This window comes from Salipiger bermudensis (assembly GCF_020171625.1).
GTDB classification, from domain to species: domain Bacteria; phylum Pseudomonadota; class Alphaproteobacteria; order Rhodobacterales; family Rhodobacteraceae; genus Salipiger; species Salipiger bermudensis_B.
The window spans coordinates 124,428-143,957 of sequence record NZ_JAIUZY010000008.1; the positions used below are offsets into that span (position 1 = coordinate 124,428).

At 68.1% G+C, this 19,530-nt stretch carries 20 protein-coding genes; 15 read left to right on the top strand and 5 right to left on the bottom strand.

All coding sequences use genetic code 11. From position 1 onward, the window contains the following. Nucleotides 1–105 precede the first annotated feature (105 nt). Entirely contained in the window at nt 106–1,056 is a 951-nt protein-coding gene (locus LCM15_RS15290; protein ID WP_224857911.1) for a DUF2125 domain-containing protein, read from the bottom strand. 67 nt (nt 1,057–1,123) lie between these two features. Here LCM15_RS15290 and LCM15_RS15295 point away from each other — a divergent pair, with 67 nt between their 5' ends. The 4 genes from LCM15_RS15295 to serB all read left to right on the top strand — a co-directional run bounded on the left by LCM15_RS15295 (nt 1,124) and on the right by serB (nt 5,824). After that, nucleotides 1,124–1,666 (top strand): gamma-glutamylcyclotransferase, encoded by a 543-nt coding sequence (locus LCM15_RS15295; RefSeq protein ID WP_224857913.1) that lies wholly within the window; start codon nt 1,124–1,126, stop codon nt 1,664–1,666. Between the two features lie 54 nt (nt 1,667–1,720). Beyond that, complete coding sequence (locus LCM15_RS15300; RefSeq protein WP_224857914.1) at nt 1,721–2,953, top strand: biopolymer transporter ExbB; 1,233 nt, start codon at nt 1,721–1,723, stop codon at nt 2,951–2,953. Between the two features lie 3 nt (nt 2,954–2,956). Then, nucleotides 2,957–4,840 carry a peptidoglycan -binding protein gene (locus tag LCM15_RS15305; RefSeq protein WP_224857916.1) on the top strand — a complete coding sequence of 628 codons (1,884 nt, stop codon included), beginning with the start codon at nt 2,957–2,959 and terminating at the stop codon, nt 4,838–4,840. Nucleotides 4,841–4,954: 114 nt separating this feature from the next. Further along, nucleotides 4,955–5,824: a phosphoserine phosphatase SerB gene (gene serB, locus LCM15_RS15310; RefSeq protein WP_224857918.1), complete on the top strand. Its 870-nt coding sequence runs from the start codon at nt 4,955–4,957 to the stop codon at nt 5,822–5,824. 41 nt (nt 5,825–5,865) lie between these two features. On the opposite strand, the gene LCM15_RS15315 is transcribed toward serB, so the two are convergent. After that, nucleotides 5,866–6,864, bottom strand: coding sequence for an asparaginase (locus tag LCM15_RS15315; protein ID WP_224857920.1), 999 nt, complete (start codon nt 6,862–6,864; stop codon nt 5,866–5,868). 174 nt (nt 6,865–7,038) lie between these two features. On the opposite strand from LCM15_RS15315, the gene LCM15_RS15320 reads away from it, so the two are divergent. Beyond that, nucleotides 7,039–7,569 carry an invasion associated locus B family protein gene (locus tag LCM15_RS15320; protein WP_224857922.1) on the top strand — a complete coding sequence of 177 codons (531 nt, stop codon included), beginning with the start codon at nt 7,039–7,041 and terminating at the stop codon, nt 7,567–7,569. Nucleotides 7,570–7,649: 80 nt separating this feature from the next. Here LCM15_RS15320 and LCM15_RS15325 read toward each other — a convergent pair whose 3' ends face one another. Further along, nucleotides 7,650–8,450 (bottom strand): helix-turn-helix transcriptional regulator, encoded by an 801-nt coding sequence (locus LCM15_RS15325; RefSeq protein ID WP_224857924.1) that lies wholly within the window; start codon nt 8,448–8,450, stop codon nt 7,650–7,652. A 114-nt stretch (nt 8,451–8,564) separates the two neighbouring features. Here LCM15_RS15325 and LCM15_RS15330 point away from each other — a divergent pair, with 114 nt between their 5' ends. The 10 genes from LCM15_RS15330 (at nt 8,565) to argE (ending at nt 18,256) form a co-directional block, all read left to right on the top strand. After that, on the top strand, nt 8,565–9,632 hold the full coding sequence (locus tag LCM15_RS15330) for an ABC transporter ATP-binding protein (protein ID WP_224857926.1): 1,068 nt from the start codon (nt 8,565–8,567) through the stop codon (nt 9,630–9,632). After that, the gene (locus tag LCM15_RS15335) at nt 9,632–10,552 is read left to right on the top strand and encodes an ABC transporter permease (protein WP_224857928.1); all 921 of its coding nucleotides are present in this window, start codon (nt 9,632–9,634) and stop codon (nt 10,550–10,552) included. Before LCM15_RS15330 ends, LCM15_RS15335 begins: the two co-directional genes overlap by 1 nt. Next, nucleotides 10,549–11,361 carry an ABC transporter permease gene (locus LCM15_RS15340; RefSeq protein ID WP_224857930.1) on the top strand — a complete coding sequence of 271 codons (813 nt, stop codon included), beginning with the start codon at nt 10,549–10,551 and terminating at the stop codon, nt 11,359–11,361. Before LCM15_RS15335 ends, LCM15_RS15340 begins: the two co-directional genes overlap by 4 nt. A gap of 20 nt (nt 11,362–11,381) precedes the next feature. Next, a complete protein-coding gene (locus LCM15_RS15345; protein ID WP_224857932.1) occupies nt 11,382–12,407 on the top strand; it encodes an extracellular solute-binding protein in 1,026 nt (341 codons plus the stop codon). A 9-nt stretch (nt 12,408–12,416) separates the two neighbouring features. After that, complete coding sequence (locus LCM15_RS15350; protein ID WP_224857934.1) at nt 12,417–13,184, top strand: carbon-nitrogen hydrolase family protein; 768 nt, start codon at nt 12,417–12,419, stop codon at nt 13,182–13,184. 2 nt (nt 13,185–13,186) lie between these two features. Then, nucleotides 13,187–14,551: an aminotransferase class III-fold pyridoxal phosphate-dependent enzyme gene (locus LCM15_RS15355; protein WP_224857936.1), complete on the top strand. Its 1,365-nt coding sequence runs from the start codon at nt 13,187–13,189 to the stop codon at nt 14,549–14,551. Between the two features lie 300 nt (nt 14,552–14,851). Further along, entirely contained in the window at nt 14,852–15,976 is a 1,125-nt protein-coding gene (locus LCM15_RS15360) for an aromatic ring-hydroxylating oxygenase subunit alpha (protein ID WP_224857938.1), read from the top strand. Nucleotides 15,977–16,042: 66 nt separating this feature from the next. Continuing rightward, a complete protein-coding gene (locus LCM15_RS15365; RefSeq protein ID WP_224857940.1) occupies nt 16,043–16,459 on the top strand; it encodes a RidA family protein in 417 nt (138 codons plus the stop codon). Between the two features lie 37 nt (nt 16,460–16,496). Continuing rightward, nucleotides 16,497–17,174 (top strand): DUF1028 domain-containing protein, encoded by a 678-nt coding sequence (locus tag LCM15_RS15370; RefSeq protein ID WP_224857942.1) that lies wholly within the window; start codon nt 16,497–16,499, stop codon nt 17,172–17,174. Further along, a complete protein-coding gene (argE, locus tag LCM15_RS15375; protein WP_224857944.1) occupies nt 17,174–18,256 on the top strand; it encodes an acetylornithine deacetylase in 1,083 nt (360 codons plus the stop codon). Before LCM15_RS15370 ends, argE begins: the two co-directional genes overlap by 1 nt. Before the next feature lie 2 nt (nt 18,257–18,258). Here argE and LCM15_RS15380 read toward each other — a convergent pair whose 3' ends face one another. Both LCM15_RS15380 and LCM15_RS15385 read right to left on the bottom strand, forming a co-directional pair. Beyond that, nucleotides 18,259–18,960, bottom strand: coding sequence for a glycosyltransferase family 2 protein (locus tag LCM15_RS15380; RefSeq protein ID WP_224857946.1), 702 nt, complete (start codon nt 18,958–18,960; stop codon nt 18,259–18,261). Continuing rightward, the gene (locus tag LCM15_RS15385; RefSeq protein WP_224857948.1) at nt 18,957–19,529 is read right to left on the bottom strand and encodes a DedA family protein; all 573 of its coding nucleotides are present in this window, start codon (nt 19,527–19,529) and stop codon (nt 18,957–18,959) included. The genes LCM15_RS15380 and LCM15_RS15385 overlap by 4 nt, the downstream gene beginning before the upstream one ends. Nucleotide 19,530: the final 1 nt, after the last annotated feature.

The following is a 19,530-nucleotide window of genomic DNA, read 5'->3' on the forward strand; positions in this document are numbered from 1 at the left end:
GCAAGGGTGATGCCGGTCGCACGGGTGCAAGGAATTTTCGGCGAAAATTCCTCTTCGCGGCGGGCGGGAGAAGAAAATTCGGACGAATTTTCTTGGGTGCCGAGCTCAGTGCATTTGCGGGGCGGCGCCGAGCGGCAGGATGCCGAGCCAGGTCCGGCGGTCGCGGAACTCGAAGGTGACGTCGATCGTGTCGCGCCGCCCGGACAGCCCGGCGAGCAGTTGGGTACCGCCCTCGATCAGCGCCAGTAGCTCCTCGGGCACGCGCCCGGCGCGGCGCTCGGTCTCGATGGCCTCGGCCACGTTCTCCACCCGCAGGGAGAGCTCGCCCTCGGGATAGCCGTCCTCGTCCACATCCATCTCGCCGGCGGCGGCGATGCGCAGCGCGTCCTTGCCGATCTCGGCGCGGGCGATCTCGATCCGCGTCGGCCGGGGCTCGCCGGCGGCGCCGAGCGACAGAGGCTCGGCCAGCGTCACCTGTGCCTCGAGCTCCAGACCGTCCTCGCTGCCGCCGGGCAGGGCGGCACCGCCGGTGGCGATGCCCTCGGCATTGACGGCAATGCGGTAGCGGCGGTCGCTGTCCTCGGTGCGGCCGATCGCGGCGGTCAGGTCGCGCAGCGCCAGCGGCGCCTCGCCCGAGATGTTGAGCAGCGCGGCCTCGGCATTGGCGCGCACCAGCAGCTCGCCGTCGCGCACGAGGCTGGCGCGCAAGCCCTCGGAGGTGACCTCGTGCCGCGCGCCGTCGCGTGTCAGGACCTGTGTCTCGGGAAAGGCCACGATGATGTGGTTGGGGTTGTAGACCACCTGAAGCACCTGCAGGACAGGCGCCTCCCAGACGGTTTCGGTCTCGGGGTCGGCCAGCAGTAGCCCGGTGAACGTGGTGTCGAGCCGGTTGGGAAAGCCGCGCACCGCCAGATCCTCGTAGGAGGCCGCCCAGCCGTCCGCGCGCTGCGCGTCGAACCACGCCTCTATGGCGCTGCGCTGCATCCAGGCCGACCAGCCCCAGAAGGCCGACCAGGCCAGCGCCGCCGCGATCACCACCAGTGTCAGACGTTTCACCGCAGCTCCCCCTTTTCCGGACACGCCCGATGGTGTTTACAGCCCGCCAAAGGAAAGGACCAGAACCATGGCGCTATGGGTCTTCGGCTACGGCTCGCTCTTGTGGAACCCCGGCTTCGAGGTGGCGGAGGCGGCGCAGGCCAGCCTGCCCGACTATCACCGCAGCTTCTGCATGCGCTCGATCCACCATCGCGGCAGCGAGGCCGAGCCCGGCCTCGTTCTGGCGCTCGACGAACAGCCCGGCGCGCTCTGCGAGGGGCTGGCCCTGCGGGCCGCCGAGGGCACCGAGGAGGCGACCCTCGCCTACCTGCGCGAGCGCGAGCTGATCTCGTCGGCCTATCTCGAGAAGCGGCTCGACGTCGATCTGCAGGACGGCCGCCGGGTCGAGGCGGTGACCTACGTGATCGATGCCGCCCACGTGCAATATTGCGGCGGCCTGCCGCTCGAGGAGCAGGCGGGCATCATCGCGCGCGCCGTGGGCGGACGCGGTCCGAACACCGAATACCTCTACAACACCGCCGCGCATCTCGACGAACTGGGCATACCCGATGCGGAACTGCACTGGTTGCGGGACCGTGTGCGGCAGCTTGTGGATAACGGCTTGGCTTGATGCGGCCCCCGCAATAGGGTCGGGCCAACGCGAATTACTCCGTCAGGGACTTAGATGCACAAGGCCGATTTCGAGGCAGAACCGCATTTCAGCCAGCCGTTCCGCCAGATCGCCATGATGCTGGCGGTGCTCGGGCTGTGCGGGGCCGGCGGCTTCGTGGCGCTGCCACGGGTGCTGCCGGTGATCGAGGCCAACCCTTGGCTCAACGGCTTCATCATCTTCGTGTTCTTCCTCGGGGTGATCGCCTGTTTCCTGCAGGTGGCGCAGCTGATCCAGTCGGTGCGCTGGATCGAGCAGTTCGTCACCGACCGCGATGCCGGCAACCAGCCGCCGCGCCTGCTGGCGCCGCTCGCCGCCCTGCTGCGCCGCCGCGACCGCCGGCTGCAGATCACCACCAGCTCGACCCGCTCGATCCTCGACTCGGTCGCCACGCGGATCGACGAGGCGCGCGAGATCACCCGCTATCTGGTCTCGCTCCTGATCTTCCTTGGCCTGCTCGGCACCTTCTACGGCCTCGCCACCACGGTGCCGGCGCTGGTCGACACGATCCGCAGCCTCGCGCCCAGCGAGGGCGAGACCAATATGGAGGTCTTCACCCGCCTGATGTCGGGGCTGGAAAGCCAGCTTGGCGGCATGGGCGTGGCCTTCGCCTCCTCGCTGCTGGGCCTTGCCGGCTCGCTGATCGTGGGGCTGCTCGAGCTGTTCGCCGGGCATGGCCAGAACCGGTTCTACCGTGAGCTCGAGGAATGGCTCAGCACGATCACCAAGCTCAGCTTCTCGAGCGACGGCGAACAGGCCGGCGACACAGGCATCGTCGAGCAGGTGCTTGACCAGATGACCGACCAGATGGAGCGGCTCACGCTGATGTTCTCTCGCGCGCAGGAGGGCCAGAACGAGGTCGACGCGCGGCTCGGGCAGCTGGCGGATTCCGTCGAGCGGATGACCGAGCGGCTCGAGGCCACGGCGCCGTCTGCGAACTCGCTGGCCCGCATCGCCGAGGGGCAGGAGCGGCTGGCCGAGGTGCTGGCCGAGCGCGAGACCTCCGAGGGGCTGGATGCCGAAAGCCGGATGCGCCTGCGCTCGATCGACGTGCAGATGCTGCGCCTGCTCGAGGAGGTCGCCGCCGGCCGGCAGGAGAGCATGGCCGAGCTGCGCACCGATCTCGCGGCGCTGAACCGGACCCTGACCAAGCTGTCGCACGCGCCTCAGGGGCAGCCGCAATCGGTGACCTTCCGCCCGTCGCGCCCCGGCGGCTCGGGTGGCGCCGGCGGCACGAGCGGGGCCTGAGCCATGTCGCTGTCGCGACGCACCGGGGCCCGCTTCCAGGCCAATATCTGGCCCGGCTTCGTCGATGCGATGACCGGCCTTTTGCTGGTGCTGATGTTCGTGCTCACCATCTTCATGGTGATCCAGTCGGTGCTGCGCGACACCATCAGTGGGCAGGAGGGCGAGCTTGACCGCCTTTCCTCGGAAATCGCCGAGCTGTCGCGCAGCCTCGGGCTGCAGGAGCGACGCAACACCTCGTTGACCTCCCGCATCGGCGAGCTCGAGACCACCATCGATGATGCCGAGACCCGGTTGAGCGAGCAGCAGAGCCTCATCGCCTCGCTCACCGCCACCCGCGACCGGCAGGCCGAGGACCTCACCGCCGCCGCGAGCCGGATTTCCAGCTTCGAGGAGCAGGTCGCCGCGTTGCTGGCCGACCGCGACGCCGCCGAAAGCGAGGTCGCGGCGCTCACCGCCTCGCAGGACGAGCTCGAAGCGGCCCGGGACGCGCTGACGTCCGAGCGCGACGCACTGGATCTGGCGCTGGTTCAGGCGCGCAGCGAGGTCGATGCGCAGGCCGAGGCGGCCCGGCTGGCCGCCGCCCGCCGCGAGGCGCTGCAGGCGCTGGTCGAGGACCTGCGGGCCGACGCCGCGGATCGCGAGGCGCAGGTCGATGCGCTGCAGGCCGAGCTCAGCGACGAGGAGGCGCAGCGGCTGGCCGAGGCCGAAGCCGCCGCCGCTCTGCGCGCGCGGCTCGAGAGCGCCGACAGCGAGCTCACCGCGATGACCATGGCGCTGGAAGAGCAGCGCCGCCGCGCCGAGGAGACTCTGACGCTTCTGGCCGCAGCGCGCGAGGCGGAGGAGGATCTCGACGCCCGCCTCGCCGCCGCGCTCCTGCAGCAGGACGAGACCGAGGCGGCGCTTCAGCGCGCGCGGAACGCGGCCGGCAATGCCGAGACCCTGCAGGACGATCTTGCCCAGGCGCAGGCCACCGCCGAGGACCTGCGCAGCCGTCTCGCGGCGCTGCTCGAAAAGCAGGGCGCGGCCGAGATCACCGAGGAAGAGCTGCGCGATCGCCTGACCGCGGCGCTGGCGGCGCAGAAGGCCGCCGAGGCCGAGGCCGGCGCGCGGATGAGCGAGGCCGAACAGCGCGCGGCGCTGCTCTCGGAGGCGCGCAGCGAGCTGAGCCAGACCGAGGCCCGCGCCAGCGAGGCCGAGCGCCAGCGCGAGCTGCTCAATCAGCAGGTCGCGGCGCTGCGCTCGCAGCTGTCGCAGCTTCAGGGCCTGCTCGACGAGGCGCGCGAGAGCGACGCCGAGGCGCAGGTCCAGCTTCAGAACCTCGGCTCCGAACTCAACGCCGCGCTGGCGCGGGTCGCCGCCGAGGAACGCCGCCGCCGTCAGCTCGAGGAGGCAGAACGCCGCCGGCTCGAGGCCGAGGCCAAGGATCTCGAACGCTACCGATCGGAATTCTTCGGGCGCCTGCGCGAGGTGATCGGCGATCAGGACGGCATCCGCATCGAGGGCGACCGCTTCGTGTTCTCCTCCGAGGTGCTGTTTGCCCCCGGCGAGGCGAGCCTGTCGAGGCCGGGCGAGGGCGAGATCGCCAATATCGCCGATATCCTGCAGCGGGTGATGTCCGACATCCCGCCGGGCATCGACTGGATCCTCCGCGTCGACGGCCACACCGACGACACGCCGCTGCGCCCCGGTGCGCGGTTCGCCGACAACTGGGAACTCAGCCAGGCCCGGGCGCTCTCGGTCGTGCGGTTCCTCGTCGAAGAGATGGGCATCCCGCCGCAGCGCCTTTCGGCCAACGGCTTCGGCGAATACCAGCCCGTGGACCCCGCCGACACGCCCGAGGCGCGCGCGCAGAACCGGCGCATCGAGCTCAAGCTCACCGAACGCTGATCAGAGGCCAAGAATTTTAGCTAAAATTCTTGGCCGCGCTCCGCCCGTCGGCAGGTCTGGCAAAATGGGCCGGCCCATGCCAGAAGCGCCGGCAACGCTCAGGAGGCCGCGCCCATGTTCATTCTATCGCTCATCGCCCGTCCCGGCACGCTCGAGACCGCTCTGGTGTCGTCGCTGCGCAACGCCACCGGCGGCGGCGCGGCTGTCTGGCTGTCGCAGGGCGAGGCGGCGGAATTCCCGCTCGATCATGCGCCGTCCAATCTCGAGGAGCTGCGCGCGGCGGTGGCCGATCAGGCCGACCTGAACCTCCTGCCCGCGCTCGGACGCCGTAAGACGATGCTGCTGGCCGACATGGATTCGACGATGATCGAGCAGGAGTGCATCGACGAGCTCGCCGAGGAGGCGGGCGTGGGTGCGCATGTGAAGGAGATCACCGCGCGGGCGATGAACGGCGAGCTCGATTTCGAGGGCGCGTTGACCGAGCGGGTGGCGCTGCTGAAGGGGCTGCCCGAGACGGTGATCGACCGGGTGCTCGAGACCCGCATCTCCTTCATGCCGGGCGGGCGCGAGCTGGTGGCCACGATGAAGGCCAATGGCGGTCACGCGGCGCTGGTCTCCGGCGGCTTCACTGCCTTCACCGCCAAGGTGGCGGGGCTGGTGGGGTTCGACGAGAACCGGGCCAACACGCTGCTTGTGGAGACCGGCACGCTCACCGGCGAGGTGGCGCGTCCGATCCTCGGGCGCGAGGCCAAGGTGCAGGCGCTCGAGGAAATCTCGGCGCGGCTGGGCATCTCCGAGTCGGATGTGCTGGCGGTGGGCGACGGCGCCAACGATCTCGGCATGTTGGGCCGCGCCGGCATGGGCGTGGCGCTGCACGCCAAGCCCTCGGTGCAGGCGCAATGCGATCTGCGGGTGAACCACGGCGACCTGACCGCGCTGCTCTACCTGCAGGGCTACAGCCGCGACGAGTTTGCCAAGGTCTGAGCCGGGATGCGCGGGGCACGCGGCCCCGCGCCCCCGATGTTTCACGGGAAGCTGGGCGCCGTCGCGATGCGGCCGACCTCGATGCCGGCGCGGTTGTGGATCGGCGGGCAGAGAAAGCGCTGCACCTCCGGATCGGCCGCGTCGAGCACCCCGAGCTGCACCAGCAGCGCCGCCACGGCGCAGTCGGAGGCGCGGGTGGCGCCGTCGGTGATCTTCAGCGCCAGCCCCAGTCCGCGCTGCGGCAGGATGGCCACGAAATAGCCCTCGGCCCCGGTCTTGATCGCCACCGGCTCCTTGGCCGCGCGCATCAGGTGGGTGCAGGCGCGGCCCTCGCCCGCGACATGCTCGGGGAAGGCAATCATCGCCTCGACGAGCTGCGCCGCGGCCTGGCTCAGCGCGTCGGGGCGCTTGTGGGCGCTGGCGTACCACGCCATGGCGCGGGCCATGCCCTCCATCGTGCTGGCGAAGTTCGGCGCCGAGCAGCCGTCGATGCCGAAGCCCGGGCTTTCCATGCCGGTCACGGTCTCGAAAAGCGCGCGCACCTCGCGCTGCACCGGGTGGCCGGGATCGCAATATTCTGCGTCCCCGCCGAGGTGCTTGTTGTAGGTCAGGAAGCCGGCGTGCTTGCCCGAGCAGTTGTTGTGCGCCTGGCAGGGACACTTGCCTTCGCGGATCATCTCGAGCTTCAGGGCCTTGTCGCGCGACGCCTCGGGGCCGCAGCGCAGGTCGTCATCGCCGAGGCCAAGCTCGGCCAGCCACGCTGTGACCGCCTCGACATGCAGGAGCGCGCCCTGATGCGAGGCGCAGGCCAGTGCCAGCTGCGCGGGCGTCAGGCCGAACGCCTTTGCCGCGCCCGAAGCGACCAACGGCAGCGCCTGGATCATCTTGGCCGAGCTGCGCGGCAGGATCACCTTGCCGGGGTCACCCCAGGCCTGCACGATCTGGCCGCTGTCGTCGCAGATCACCGCGTGACCGGAATGGGCGCTTTCGGCCAGAGGCCCGCGGTGGATTTCGACCATCAGTTCGGGCGCGTTCGACATGCTCGGATCCTTCACAACTAAGCGATATCTTGCCAACAGGGGGTTTATGGCGGCAGGTTTTTCAGTCTATCTTCCCGACGTCGAGTAGAAAATCGGAAGCGCGCGCGATTGGGCCGAAACCGGCCGGGCGCCGACCGCGTGATTGAGGCACAAGACAGCTGGAGGCTGCACGGTATGAAATCAATTCTCGGTGGAGTTCTTGGCGGAGCCCTGCTGGCGCTGACAACCACGGCAGCGCTCGCTCAGGAAGAGAGCCAGAACCGGGTCAACGCGATCACCGACTGGTCTGTGTTCGAGGGCAGTGACCCGCGCGAATGCTGGGCCGTCACCACCTACAAGGAAAGCGTGAACTCCAAGGATGGCCGCGTCGTCTCGGTGCGCCGCGGCGACATCCTTCTGATGGTGTTCTACCGTCCCGAGGGCGGGGTGAACGGTCAGGTGGCCTTCACCGGCGGCTATCCCTTCGCGCCCGGCTCGACGGTCGGCGTGAACATCGGCGGCTCGGAGTTCGAGCTTTACTCCGATGGCGAATGGGCCTGGCCGGCCACCTCGGGTGACGATGCCAAGATCATCGCCGCGATGAAGCGTGGCTCAGACGCGGTGCTGACCGCGCGCTCGGCCCGTGGCACCCAGACCAAGGACACCTTCTCGCTGCTGGGCTTCACCGCCGCGGTGGAAGACGCCCAGAAGCGCTGCGCCGGCTGAGCCGCGCGCCAGCCTGACAGAGATCAAAGCCCCTCGCAGGATGCTGCGGGGGGCTTTTTCGTGCCTGCTCGTGGGGGTGTTCAGAACTCCAGCGAGGACAGCATCGGCATCATCAGCGAGAACAGCTCCGCCTGCGAGGAGATCTCGCACTTGCGGTAGAGCTGCTTGCGGAACACCTTCACGGTCTGCGGGCTGATCTCGAGCCGCATGGCGATCGAGGCCGAGCTGTGCCCCTTGAGAATCAGCAGCGCGATCTCGGCCTGTCGCCCGGTGAGCGCCACGCCATGCTCCTGCACCATGCGCTTCTGCAGCGCCTCGGTGACGGCGGAATCTCGGAAATCGCCGGTCGAGCGCAGGTTCGACCAGTGCCGCGCCACCAGCGCACAGGCGATCGGCGCGATCTGCTCGGCGCGCTCCATGTCGCGCGAGGAGAACACCCGCCCCGAGCTGGCATCGCGCCCGAGGCAGATGTGCACCGACACGCCTTCGGACGGGTAGGCGACATAGGCGACCTCGTCGATCAGCGTGGTGCGCCGGTAATAGGCCGAGAAATATTCGTTGCGGGTGAACTGGTCGGGCGCGATGTCGCGCATCCGGTAAAGCCCCTCGGGTGCCCGCTCGATGTGCAGGGCATGGAACGGATCGAGCAGATAGGCCCCGGTGAGGTAGTCGTCCTCGAGCTTTTCGTGGACACGCTTTTCCCGCGCATGGGAAAACAGAAGCTCGGGCGGGCGGTTCTGGAAATAGGCCAGCATGGTGGTGTTGTCGATTTCGTAGCAGCGCATCAGCCACTGGAAGAACAGGCCGGCAAACGCCTCGGTTTCGAGCGCCGAGATGGCACGCCCAAGGAAATTCTCCGTCAGGTTCGGCAGTTTCCGCATCATACCTCTCTGGGGGTATATACCCCCTGAATGACCTCTGCCTAGGTTATACCCAATAGAACGGGTGGTATAGCTCGAAACAGGGACAATAGCTGCAGGGGGTGGTTCGGCATCGTGACCGGGACCGTGATCAATATCGACCGCGTGGTGAAGCGCTTCGGCACGTTCACTGCGCTCCACGAGGTGTCGCTCGACATCGCCGAGAATGAATTCTTCACGCTGCTCGGGCCGTCGGGCTGCGGCAAGACCACGCTTTTGCGCTGCATTGCCGGGTTCGAGCCGGTGAGCGGCGGACAGATCCGGCTGCATGGCGAGGACATCGCGCCGCTGCCGCCGTTCAAGCGCCCGGTCAACACGGTGTTCCAGCACTACGCGCTGTTCCCGCACATGACGGTACTCGAGAACGTGATGTTCGGCCTGCAGCGGCTGGGCTGGTCGGTGGTGGATGCCGAGGGCCGCGCCAAGCAGGCGCTCGAGCTGGTGCACCTGTCGCAATTCCTCAAGCGCCGCCCCGGGCAGCTCTCGGGCGGGCAGCAGCAGCGCGTGGCGCTGGCCCGCGCGCTGGCGCCGGAGCCCAAGGTGCTGTTGCTCGACGAGCCGCTCTCGGCGCTCGACCTGAAGCTCCGGCAGGCGGTGCGCATGGAGCTCAAGCAGATCCAGCGCGAGACCGGCATCGCCTTCGTCTTCGTCACCCATGATCAGGAAGAGGCGCTGACCATGTCCGACCGCATCGCGGTGATGTCGGACGGGCATGTGCAGCAGATCGGCGCCCCGCGCGAGATCTACGAGGCCCCGGTAAACCGCTTCGTGGCGGATTTCATCGGGGAGACCAACCTCATCGAGGTGCCGGTGCTGGGCATCGCGGACGGCATGGCCGAGGTCTCCTTGCCCGGCGGCCGCGCCCTGCGCTGCCCGACGCCGCTCAACCGCGCGGTGGGGCAGGGGGTGCTGTCGCTGCGCCCCGAGCGCATCGACCTGTGCCCGGCCTCGGAGGCCGACCTCACGGTGATTGCCACCGATCAGGTCTATCTGGGCACCGATATCCAGCTCAAGGCGCAGCTTGCCGGCGGTCAGGAAATGACCGTGCGGCTGCAGAACGCCCAGGCCACGCGCCTGCCCGAGCGCGGCGCCGAGGTGGGGCTGAAATTGGAAGCAGGCGCCGCCCGCCTGCTCTCGGCCTGATGGCGGCGATGGCGCCGGGCGGCGCATCTTCGTCGGAGATCTACAAGGGCCACGCCAAGCGGCTGCTGTTGCCGACATGGCTGGTCATCGGGGTCTTCCTGCTGGTCCCGGTGGCGCTGATGGCGACCTATTCGGTCCTCACCAAGGAATTCCGCGGCGGCGTGATCTGGGAGTTCTCGCTCGCCGCCTATGACCAGTTCTTCCTCGACCGCGGCCTGTTCGGAGACGAGCCGCCGCGCATCGAATGGACCTATCTCACCATCTTCTGGCGCTCGATCTGGCAGGCCGGGCTGGCAACGCTCCTCTGCCTGCTGATCGGCTTTCCGACCGCGTGGTTCATCGCCACTCGCGACGCCCGGATGCGCACGGTCTGGCTGCTCATCGTCACCGTGCCCTATTGGGTCAACCTGCTGATCCGCACAGTGTCGATGAAGTTCCTGATCCGCGACGAGGGCCCGCTCAACGCGGTGCTGCTCTGGAGCGGGCTGATCGACCAGCCGTTGGGGCTGATCAACACCAACCTCGCGGTGCAGCTGGGGCTGTTCTACTCCTACCTGCCGTTCATGGTGCTGCCGATCTACGCCGCGGTCGAGCGCTACGACTTCGCGCTCTCCGAGGCGGCGGCGGATCTCTATGCCGGGCGCTGGACGACGCTGCGGCTGGTGATCCTGCCGGTGGTCAGGCCGGGGCTCATCGCGGGCTGCATCCTCGTCTTCGTGCCCTCGCTCGGCGCCTTTCTCGCGCCCGATCTGCTGGGCGGCGCCAAGAGCTTCATGATCGGCTCGCTGATCGAAGAGCAGTTCAAGGGCGCCGCCGGCAACTGGCCCTTCGGGGCCGCGGCGGCGATGATCCTGATGAGCATCGTGATGGTGGTGCTGCTGGTCTATGCCCGCGCGCAGACCCGGGAGGCCACGGCATGAAGCAGCTCGACCTGCGCCGCTTCCCCGGCTTCTTCGCGATCACGCTGCTCTGCGTGGTGGTGCTTTACGCACCGCTGCTGGTGGTTTCGGTCTACAGCTTCAACGCCTCGACTTCGATCACCAGCTGGGGCGGCGCCTCGCTCGCGTGGTATGTCGACGTGTTCACCGGGCCGGAGTCGCCGAAATTCCAGCGCGCGGCGATGAACTCGCTGATCATCGCGGTGCTGGCCGGGATCTGCGCCACTCTGATCGCCACCTCGGCGGCGGTGGCGATGCACCGGGCCGGGCGCTTCCGGGGCAAGACCGCCACCTTCGCGCTGATCAACCTGCCGCTCATGGTGCCCGAGGTGGTGACCGCCGTCGCCAGCCTGATCTTCTTCACCGCCATCGGATTCTCGGGCGGGATCGGGACGATCCTGCTGGCCCATATCACCTTCTGCATCCCCTTCGCCTACCTGCCGATCGCGGCGCGGATGCAGAGCGTGCCCGACAGCTACGAGCAGGCGGCGATGGATCTCTACGCCACCCCGTGGGAGGCGTTCCGGCTGATCCTGCTGCCGCTGATGATGCCCGGCATCTTCTCGGGCTTCCTGCTCGCCTTCATCATCTCGCTCGACGACTTCCTGATCACCAACTTCGTGAAGGGCGCCGGGGTCGAGACCTTGCCGACCGCCATCTTCGGCGCGGTGAAACAGGGCATCAAGCCCAACATCATGGCGATCTCCACCCTGATGCTCGCCGTCTCGGTGGTGTTCGTCACCCTCTCCTGGCTGATCGGACGCAGCGGCCAGGCAAAGAAAACAGAATGACCCAACAGCGGAGACACCCCATGAAGAAGATCCTTGTTCCCTCCCTGATCGCGCTGGCCGCCGCCTCGGCGGCGCAGGCCGAGGGCGAGCTGAAGCTCTACAACTGGTTCGAGTACATGCCGCAGGAGCTGCTCGACAAGTTCACCGAAGAAACCGGCATCACGGTCACGATGGACACCTATGACAGCAACGAGGCGCTGCTGGCCTCGCTCAAGGCCGGACGGCTCGGGGCCTACGATCTCGCGGTGCCGGGCGACTACATGGTCAAGATCCTCGCCGATGAGGGGATGCTCGACACCTTCACCCCCGAGGAGCTGACGAACTACGGCAACATCGAGGAGCAGTGGATCGATGTGCCCTTCGACGAGGGCCGCAAGAGTTCGGTGCCCTACCAGTGGGGCTCGACCTCGTTCGCGGTGAACCGCGAGGTGTTCGACGGCGACATCCAGACCACCGGCATCATCTTCGAGCCGCCCGAAGCGCTGAAGGGCAAGATCAACGTGCTCGACACCGCGGGCGAAACCCTGACGCTGGCCTCGCTGCATCTGGGCATCCCGCAATGCAGCTCGGACCGCGAACAGCTCAAGGCGCTGAACGCGCTGGTGACCGAGGCCAAGGCCGACTGGGCGTCCTTCGGATCGGACGTGGCCAAGGACGTGCTGGTCTCGGGCGATGCGGCTGCGGGCATGATCTGGTCGGGCTTCGCCGCCAAGGCCCGCGGCGAGGGCGCGCCGATCGAGTATGCCTTCCCGAAAGAGGGCGTCATCGTCTGGATGGACAACATCGCGCTGCTGAAGGACGCGCCGAACCGCGACAACGCACTGGCGTTCATGGACTTCATGCTCGAGCCCGAGAACGCCGCCGCGCTGACCAACTTCGCGCAGTATTCCGCAGGCGTCGGGGGCGTGACCGAGTTCCTCGATCCCGAGGTCGCCAATTCGCCCGAGTCGAACCCGCCGGAAGGCACCGACACCGTCTTCGTCGAGGCCTGCCCGGAAGAGGTTCAGGTGCTCTACGACGCGATCTGGACCAACCTCAAGAAGTAAGCCCAACGCATGAAACTCGCGCTTTATCAGGGCCCCGCGATCAGCGGGGCCACAGAGGAGACGTTTGCCTGCGTCTCCACCCAGCTCACCGCCGCCGCCGCCGCGGGGGCCACCATGCTGGTCATGCCCGAGCTGTTCCTGCCGGGCTACAACCAGCCTGCCCTGCATGACCGGCTGTCGCAGCCGCGCGGCGGCGCATGGGAGAGCCGGCTGGCTGGCATGGCCCGCGAAGCGGGCTGCGGTCTGACCATCGGCTGGGCCGAGCGCGAGGGCGATACGGTCTACAACGCCGCCACCGCCTTCGGGGCGGATGGCGGCGTGCTCGGGCATTATCGCAAGATCCAGCTCTTCGGGCCGATGGAGCAGGCGTCCTTCGCGCCCGGAGACGCCTACTGCACCTTCGAGCTGGGCGGCCTGAAGGCGGCCCTGCTGATCTGCTACGACGTGGAGTTTGCACCGCATGTGCGGGCGCTGGCCGAGCAGGGCGTCAGCCTCATCCTCGTGCCGACCGCCAACGCGGTGGGATTCGACCACGTGCAGCGCGCCACGGTGCCGGGCCGCGCCGCCGAGCTCGGCCTCACCATCGTCTACGCCAATTACTGCGGCCTCGAGGACGGGCTGGCTTTCGGAGGCCTGTCGCTGATCGCAGACCCGCTGGGCCAGCCGATGGTCTCTGCCGGGCGCGGCGAGGCGCTGCTCGTCGCCGATCTGGGCGTGAACGACGACCTGCCCAAGCCCTCTCTCTCCACCCAACTCGCTGATTTCCGGGAGCTCTGACCATGACCTTCGATCTGCCCAAGACCACCGACGACATCCTCACCGAGGACGTGCACCTCGTGCAGTCCTTCGCCGATCTCAACGCGCTCAAGCAGGACGGCGCGCGCACCGCCATCGTCGGCGCCGAGGGCAGCATGGTCACCGACAGCGAGGGCAACGAGCTGATCGATGGGATCGGCGGGCTGTGGTGCGTCAACGTCGGCCACAAGCGCCGCGAGATCATCGATGCGATCCACCAACAGCTCGAGACGCTGGATTTCTACTCGACCTTCTACAGCTTCACCCACCCGACCGCGGCGGCGCTCGCCGCCAAGCTGGCCGAGCTGGCGCCGGGATCGCTCAACAAGGTGCATTTCGGCAATTCAGGCTCGGTCGCCAATGACAGCGCGGTGCGCATCCTGCACCACTATTACCAGCGCCTCGGCCAGCCCCAGAAGCGCAAGGTGCTGAGCCGCCACGGCGCCTATCATGGCTCCACCCACCTCGCCATCGCCATGACCACGCCGGAATATTCCGAGGGCTGGCACAAGGCCGAGGGCATCGTGCACCACCTTCGCAAGCCGCATTACTGGCGCGAGGGAGATGGCATGACCGAGGCCGAGTTCACCGACGCGCTGCTCGACGACATGAAGACCGAGATCGAGAGCCTCGGCGCCGAGAACATCGCCTGCTTCATCGGTGAGCCGATCATGGGCGCGGGCGGGGTGATCGTGCCGCCTGAGGGCTATCACGCCCGCGTCGCGGATCTCTGCCGCGACTACGAGATCAAGGTGATCTCGGACGAGGTGGTGACGGCGTTCGGGCGGCTCGGGCATTTCTTCGCCTCGAAGGACGTGTTCGGGTTCCAGCCCGACATCATCACCACGGCCAAGGGGCTGACCTCCGGATATCAGCCGCTCTCGGCGACGATCCTGTCGGACGAGATCCACGAGGTGATCTCGGGGCCCGGCGGCATGTTCCTGCACGGCATGACCTATTCCGGCCATCCCGCCGCCTCGGCCGCGGGGCTCGCCAACATCGCGCTGATGGAGCGGGACCAGATTCCGCAGACCGCGCGCAGCACGGGCAAGCTCTTCGAGACCACGCTCAAGGGCCTCGGGGATCTCGATATCGTAGGCGAGGTGCGCGGCAGCCACTTCATGATCGGCATCGAGTTCGTCAGGGACAAGGCCAGCAAGGAGATCTTCGACCCGAGCCTCAACATCGGCCTCAGGGTGGCGCAGAAGTGCCAGGAGAAGGGGCTGATCGCCCGTCCGCTGGGACATATCCTGATCTTGTCGCCGACGCTGATCCTCACGCCCGAGCAGATCGCCACGATCGGGGCCATCCTGCGCGAGAGCATCACCGAGGTGATGGCGGAGTTGTGACCTCGGTGGGCTTGGGCTTTGCCCGGTTCCGGGTATTCCACCGACAGGCGTCTGAGCCTTAGGCTTTTCCTAATTGCAGCGTCGGAAGGCTGTTCTTTTCCCGAAGCAATGGCTCTGCCACTCTCGACGCTGATCGCCGCTCCGGCTCGACCCCGGGGCGGCGATGTCTGGTCCGGCGCCCGCCCACCGCATCGATCTGTGCGAGAGGCTTGACCGGCGGCGATCCAGGTTCGACGAAAGAGGTCTCGACCCGGCGGCGGGCACGTCCGTCTCCGGCGCGAGTGGCAGGGAAGCACGACGATGAACATTCACGACCCCGCAGCAGAACTCCGCGCCAACGTGGCCACCCCCTTCGAAGCCGCACAGGCGATGCCGGTCTCGGTCTACACCAGCGAGGATTTCCTCGCGCTGGAGCAGGAGCATGTGTTTGCCAAGAGCTGGCTCTGCGCCGGCCGCGCCGATGCGCTCAAGGCCCCGGGCGACTACCTGACCATGGAGATTGCCGGCGAGCCGGTGATCGTGCTGCGCGACCGCGAGGGCACACTGCGCGCCATGTCCAACGTCTGCCGCCACCGGATGTCGATCCTGCTGGAAGGGCGCGGCAACGTGCGCGCCATCACCTGCCCCTACCACGCCTGGACCTACAATCTCGACGGCAGCCTGCGCGGGGCGCCCGCGATGGAGATGAACCGGAGTTTCTGCAAGGCCGAGACCAGCCTGCCGGAGGTGCGCTGCGTCGACTGGAAGGGCTGGATCATGCTGACGCTCGATCCCGACCTGCCCGAGCCGCACGAGACGCTTCGCGAGATCGACGACCTCGTCGGCTACCTGCCGATGCAGGACTATGTCGAGGTGTTCCGCGAGGAGCATCACTGGAACACCAATTGGAAGATCCTCGCCGAGAATTTCATGGAAAGCTACCACCTGCCGATGTGCCATGGCGGCACCATCGGCGGGGCGGTGGATCTGAAGAAGATGACCTGCCCCGAGGGCTATCCCGGCTTCAACTTCCACCACATCCTCAAGGATGACAGCATCGCGCTGTCGATCGCCCACAAGGGCAACACCGCGCTCAAGGGCGAGGACCGCTACCGCACCTGGCTGATCTCGGTCTACCCGTCGCTGATGATCACGCTGACGCCGGGCTATTTCTGGTACCTCAGCCTGACGCCGGACGGCCCCGGCCACGTCAAGATCATCTATGGCGGCGGGCTGCATCCCGATTTCGCCGCCGATGCCGAGGTGGATCAGCATTTCGAGACCCTCAAGGGCCTGCTTGACCACGTCAACGACGAGGACAAGGGCTGCACAGAGCGGGTCTGGCGGGGAATGCAGTCGCGCCACGCGTTGCCGGGTGCGTTGTCGCATCTCGAGCGCCCGAACTATGAGTTCGCCACGTGGATCGCCGGCAAGATCCCGACCTGAGGCGCCGTGCCCGACCGGCTCGCGCGGCCCCGCAGGGCGCGAAAGACTGACCAACAAGAGGACCACATGGCCCATACCCGCATCCGCCCGTTCAACACCAAGGACACCTACCCGGAGCAGAAGCTCGACAACGATCTTGCGCAGGCCGTGGTCACCCGGGGCGGTCGCACCGTCTGGCTGCGTGGCCAGTGCCCGCAGAACCTCGACGATGCCAGGAACATCGATAGTCACGATCCGGTCGAGCAGACCCACAAGGTGATGCAGAACATCCGCCAGCTGATCGAGGAGGCCGGCGGCTCGATGGAGCATCTGGTCAAGGTGGTGGTCTACATCACCGACGTGCGCCACCGCGAGGCGGTCTACCGCACGATGGGAGAGTATATCAAAGGCGTGCACCCGGTCTCGACCGGGCTGGTGGTGCAGGCGCTGGCGCGACCCGAATGGCTGGTCGAGATCGACGGCACGGCGGTGATCCCCGACTGAGCCCGCGCCGGACGAACGACAGACCCAAGGAGACCACATGACGTTTTCCCTCGTGGCGCGCTGCGCCAAGACCGGCCAGTTCGGCGTGGCGATCTCGTCCTCGTCTCCGGCGGTGGCGGCGCGCTGCGCCTATGCCCGCGCCGGGGTGGGGGCGGTGGCCTCGCAGAACGTCACCGACCCGCGGCTCGGGCCGTGGGCGATTGATCTGATGGCGGAGGGCGCCAGCGCCGAGGCAGCGATCAGGACGCTGCAGGACAGCGCCGATCACATGGCCTACCGGCAGGTGCTGGCAGTGGACGGGCAGGGCGGCACGGCGATCCATTCCGGGCCGAACTCGCTGGGCATCTGGACACAGGCGCAGGGGCGCGACGTGGCGGCGGGCGGCAACCTGCTGGCCAATGACCGCGTGCCGCAGGCCATCGTCGACGGCTTCGAGGCGGCCACCGGCGCGCTGGGCGACCGGCTCATCGCGGCGATGCGCGCCGGGCTCGCGGCGGGCGGCGAGGCGGGGCCGGTGCATTCCGCCGGGCTGCTGATCGTCGACCGCGAGTGCTGGCCCTATGCCGAGCTGCGCTGCGACTGGATCGACGACGGCTGCCCGATCGAGGCCATCGCGCGCGCGTGGGAGGTCTACCAGCCGCAGGCGGTGGATTATGTCACCCGCGCACTCGATCCGTCTGCCGCGCCCTCCTACGGCGTGCCGGGGGACGCGTGATGCGGGTGCTCGAGCTGCTCGACCGGCTCATCGCCTTCCCGACGGTGTCATCCGAGAGCAACCTCGCGCTGATCGATTGGGCGCAGGCCCATCTCGAGGCTTGCGGCTTTGCCGTCACCCGCGTGCCCTCGCCCTGCGGCGAGAAGGCGGGGCTGATCGCCAATCGTGGCGGGGCGGGCGGCGTGGTGCTCTCGGGTCACACCGACGTGGTGCCGGCCGAAGGTCAGTCATGGACCCGCGACCCCTTCAAGCTGACGCGCGACGGCGCGCGGCTCTATGGGCGCGGCACCGCCGACATGAAGGGTTTCGTGGCCTGCGCGCTGGCACTGGCCGAGCAGCCCGCCGCGGCGCAGGGGCCGGTGTCGATCGTGCTGTCTTGGGACGAGGAGGTGGGCTGCCGGGGCATCCCGGAGATGATCCCCCACCTAGCGGCAGCGCTAGGACCACAATCACTGTGCGTGGTGGGCGAGCCGACCTCGCTGGTGATGGCGACGGGCCACAAGGGCAAAGCGGCCTATCGCGCCACCTGCCACGGCGAGGCCGGGCACTCGGCGATGGCGCCGCAGTTCCGCAACGCGCTGCACGGGGCCTGCGATCTGGTGGCAAACATCCGGGCCGAGCAGGCGCGGCTGATGCGCCACGGCGCGCAGGACGCGGGCTACGACGTGCCCTGCTCGACCCTGCACGTGGGCAAGATGCAGGGCGGCACGGCGCTCAACATCGTGCCCGACCGCGCCACCGTCGACTGGGAGATCCGGCATCTCGCCGCCGAAACGCCGGACGAGATCGTGCCGCGGGTCATGGCAGGCCTCGCGCATGTCGAGCTGGAACAGGTGTTCGCCTATCCCGGCCTCGACACCGATCCCGACCAGCCGGCGTTGGCGCGGCTGCGCGGGCTGGCGCGCGGGGTGTGCAAGGTGTCCTACGGCACCGAGGCGGGGGTGTTCGCACCGACCGGCATTCCCACCGTGGTCTGCGGGCCGGGCGACATGGCGCAGGGCCATCAGCCGGACGAGTTCATCGAACTCGACCAGCTTACCGGCTGCATGGAGATGCTCGAGGCGCTGGTGGCGCGGGGCTGAGCTCAGACCCGTCGGCTGCGCAGCGCCACCACCTGCCGCATGGTCTCGGTCGGCGGCACGGTGCGGAAGATGTCGCCCAACATGGCGATGTCGGCGCGCAGACCGTCGATCCAGCCACCGCGCTTGGCGTGTTTGTAGGGGCTTTCGACCTCAGGCCAGCGCACGATGGCGATGTGCAGCCCCTCGGCCAGCCACAGCCGGTTTATGAACACCTCGAGCCCGAAGCGCGGCAGGTTGAGCAGCGCCTCGGTCTGGTTCGCCAGCAAACGGCGCGGCATGACGCGCTCGCCCGAGATGTAGTCGATGCCGATCATCCGCCAGATCAGCGGCGCGTTGCGGCGCAGGCTGATCGTGGCCTCGGCGCGGTGCTCCAACACCGGCAGGATCAGGGCGCTGAGATGCTCGGGCCCGAGGCCGAGCAGGTCGCTGTCGAGCAGCAGGACATGGCTGCCGCGCGCCTCGGTGATGCCGCGGGTCACGGCGCGGGTCTTGCCGCCGTTGCGCGGCTGGCGCACCACCCGAAGCGCCGGGGCTTCCTGCCCCCGCGCCTCGGCGGCCTCTGCGGTGCCGTCGGAGGAGCCGTCATCGACCACGATGACCTCGTCGATCAGCGCGTGGCCGAGCACCGCATCCAGCACCGCGCCGATGCGCGGGGCCTCGTTATAGGCCGGGATGATGCAGGAGATGGACAGCGCGCCGGTCATTTCTGTGTCGTCCTCTTGAGAATCCAGGCGATGCCGCCCAACACCAGAACGCCCAGCAGCAGCAATGAGATCCGCGCGATCCAGTCGTCGATCCGGGAATAGGCGGCGCCGAAGGCGTAGCCGATGACCACGAAGAACAGGCTCTTGGGGATGGTGGCGAGCAGGTTGACCCAGAAAAAGCGCAAGAGCGGCATCCTGGCGAGCCCGGCCGCCACCAGCACCGCCGCTCCGGCGGAATGGGTGATCTTGCCCAGCACCAGCGTGCGCGCGCCGTGACTTTCGAAATGCCCCGAGACCTGCGCCAGCCGCGCCCGGCTCAGCCCCATGCGGTAGCGCCAGCGCAGCGGCAGGCGGTGCAGGCCCCAGCGCCCGAGCGCGTAGAACAGCAGGTCTCCGAACAGATCGGCAAGGATCACCACCACGCTGACGCTCCAGACGTCGAGCAGACCACGGCTTGCCAGCCACGCCGCGATCACCGTGACGATCGGTCCCTCGAGCACCGCGATCGGTGCGAGGATGGCCAGCCCGTTCTTGGCGAGCAGGGCGGTGACGGTTTCCAGTCCGAACAAG

Bases quoted from the DNA above. Each gene is read 5' to 3' on its own strand.
- LCM15_RS15295 (WP_224857913.1), top strand. From the start codon at position 1,124: ATGGCGCTATGGGTCTTCGGCTACGGCTCGCTCTTGTGGAACCCCGGC.
- LCM15_RS15300 (WP_224857914.1), top strand. From the start codon at position 1,721: ATGCACAAGGCCGATTTCGAGGCAGAACCGCATTTCAGCCAGCCGTTC.
- LCM15_RS15305 (WP_224857916.1), top strand. From the start codon at position 2,957: ATGTCGCTGTCGCGACGCACCGGGGCCCGCTTCCAGGCCAATATCTGG.
- serB (WP_224857918.1), top strand. From the start codon at position 4,955: ATGTTCATTCTATCGCTCATCGCCCGTCCCGGCACGCTCGAGACCGCT.
- LCM15_RS15315 (WP_224857920.1), bottom strand. From the start codon at position 6,864: ATGTCGAACGCGCCCGAACTGATGGTCGAAATCCACCGCGGGCCTCTG.
- LCM15_RS15320 (WP_224857922.1), top strand. From the start codon at position 7,039: ATGAAATCAATTCTCGGTGGAGTTCTTGGCGGAGCCCTGCTGGCGCTG.
- LCM15_RS15325 (WP_224857924.1), bottom strand. From the start codon at position 8,450: ATGCGGAAACTGCCGAACCTGACGGAGAATTTCCTTGGGCGTGCCATC.
- LCM15_RS15335 (WP_224857928.1), top strand. From the start codon at position 9,632: ATGGCGGCGATGGCGCCGGGCGGCGCATCTTCGTCGGAGATCTACAAG.
- LCM15_RS15340 (WP_224857930.1), top strand. From the start codon at position 10,549: ATGAAGCAGCTCGACCTGCGCCGCTTCCCCGGCTTCTTCGCGATCACG.
- LCM15_RS15345 (WP_224857932.1), top strand. From the start codon at position 11,382: ATGAAGAAGATCCTTGTTCCCTCCCTGATCGCGCTGGCCGCCGCCTCG.
- LCM15_RS15350 (WP_224857934.1), top strand. From the start codon at position 12,417: ATGAAACTCGCGCTTTATCAGGGCCCCGCGATCAGCGGGGCCACAGAG.
- LCM15_RS15355 (WP_224857936.1), top strand. From the start codon at position 13,187: ATGACCTTCGATCTGCCCAAGACCACCGACGACATCCTCACCGAGGAC.
- LCM15_RS15360 (WP_224857938.1), top strand. From the start codon at position 14,852: ATGAACATTCACGACCCCGCAGCAGAACTCCGCGCCAACGTGGCCACC.
- LCM15_RS15365 (WP_224857940.1), top strand. From the start codon at position 16,043: ATGGCCCATACCCGCATCCGCCCGTTCAACACCAAGGACACCTACCCG.
- LCM15_RS15370 (WP_224857942.1), top strand. From the start codon at position 16,497: ATGACGTTTTCCCTCGTGGCGCGCTGCGCCAAGACCGGCCAGTTCGGC.
- argE (WP_224857944.1), top strand. From the start codon at position 17,174: ATGCGGGTGCTCGAGCTGCTCGACCGGCTCATCGCCTTCCCGACGGTG.
- LCM15_RS15380 (WP_224857946.1), bottom strand. From the start codon at position 18,960: ATGACCGGCGCGCTGTCCATCTCCTGCATCATCCCGGCCTATAACGAG.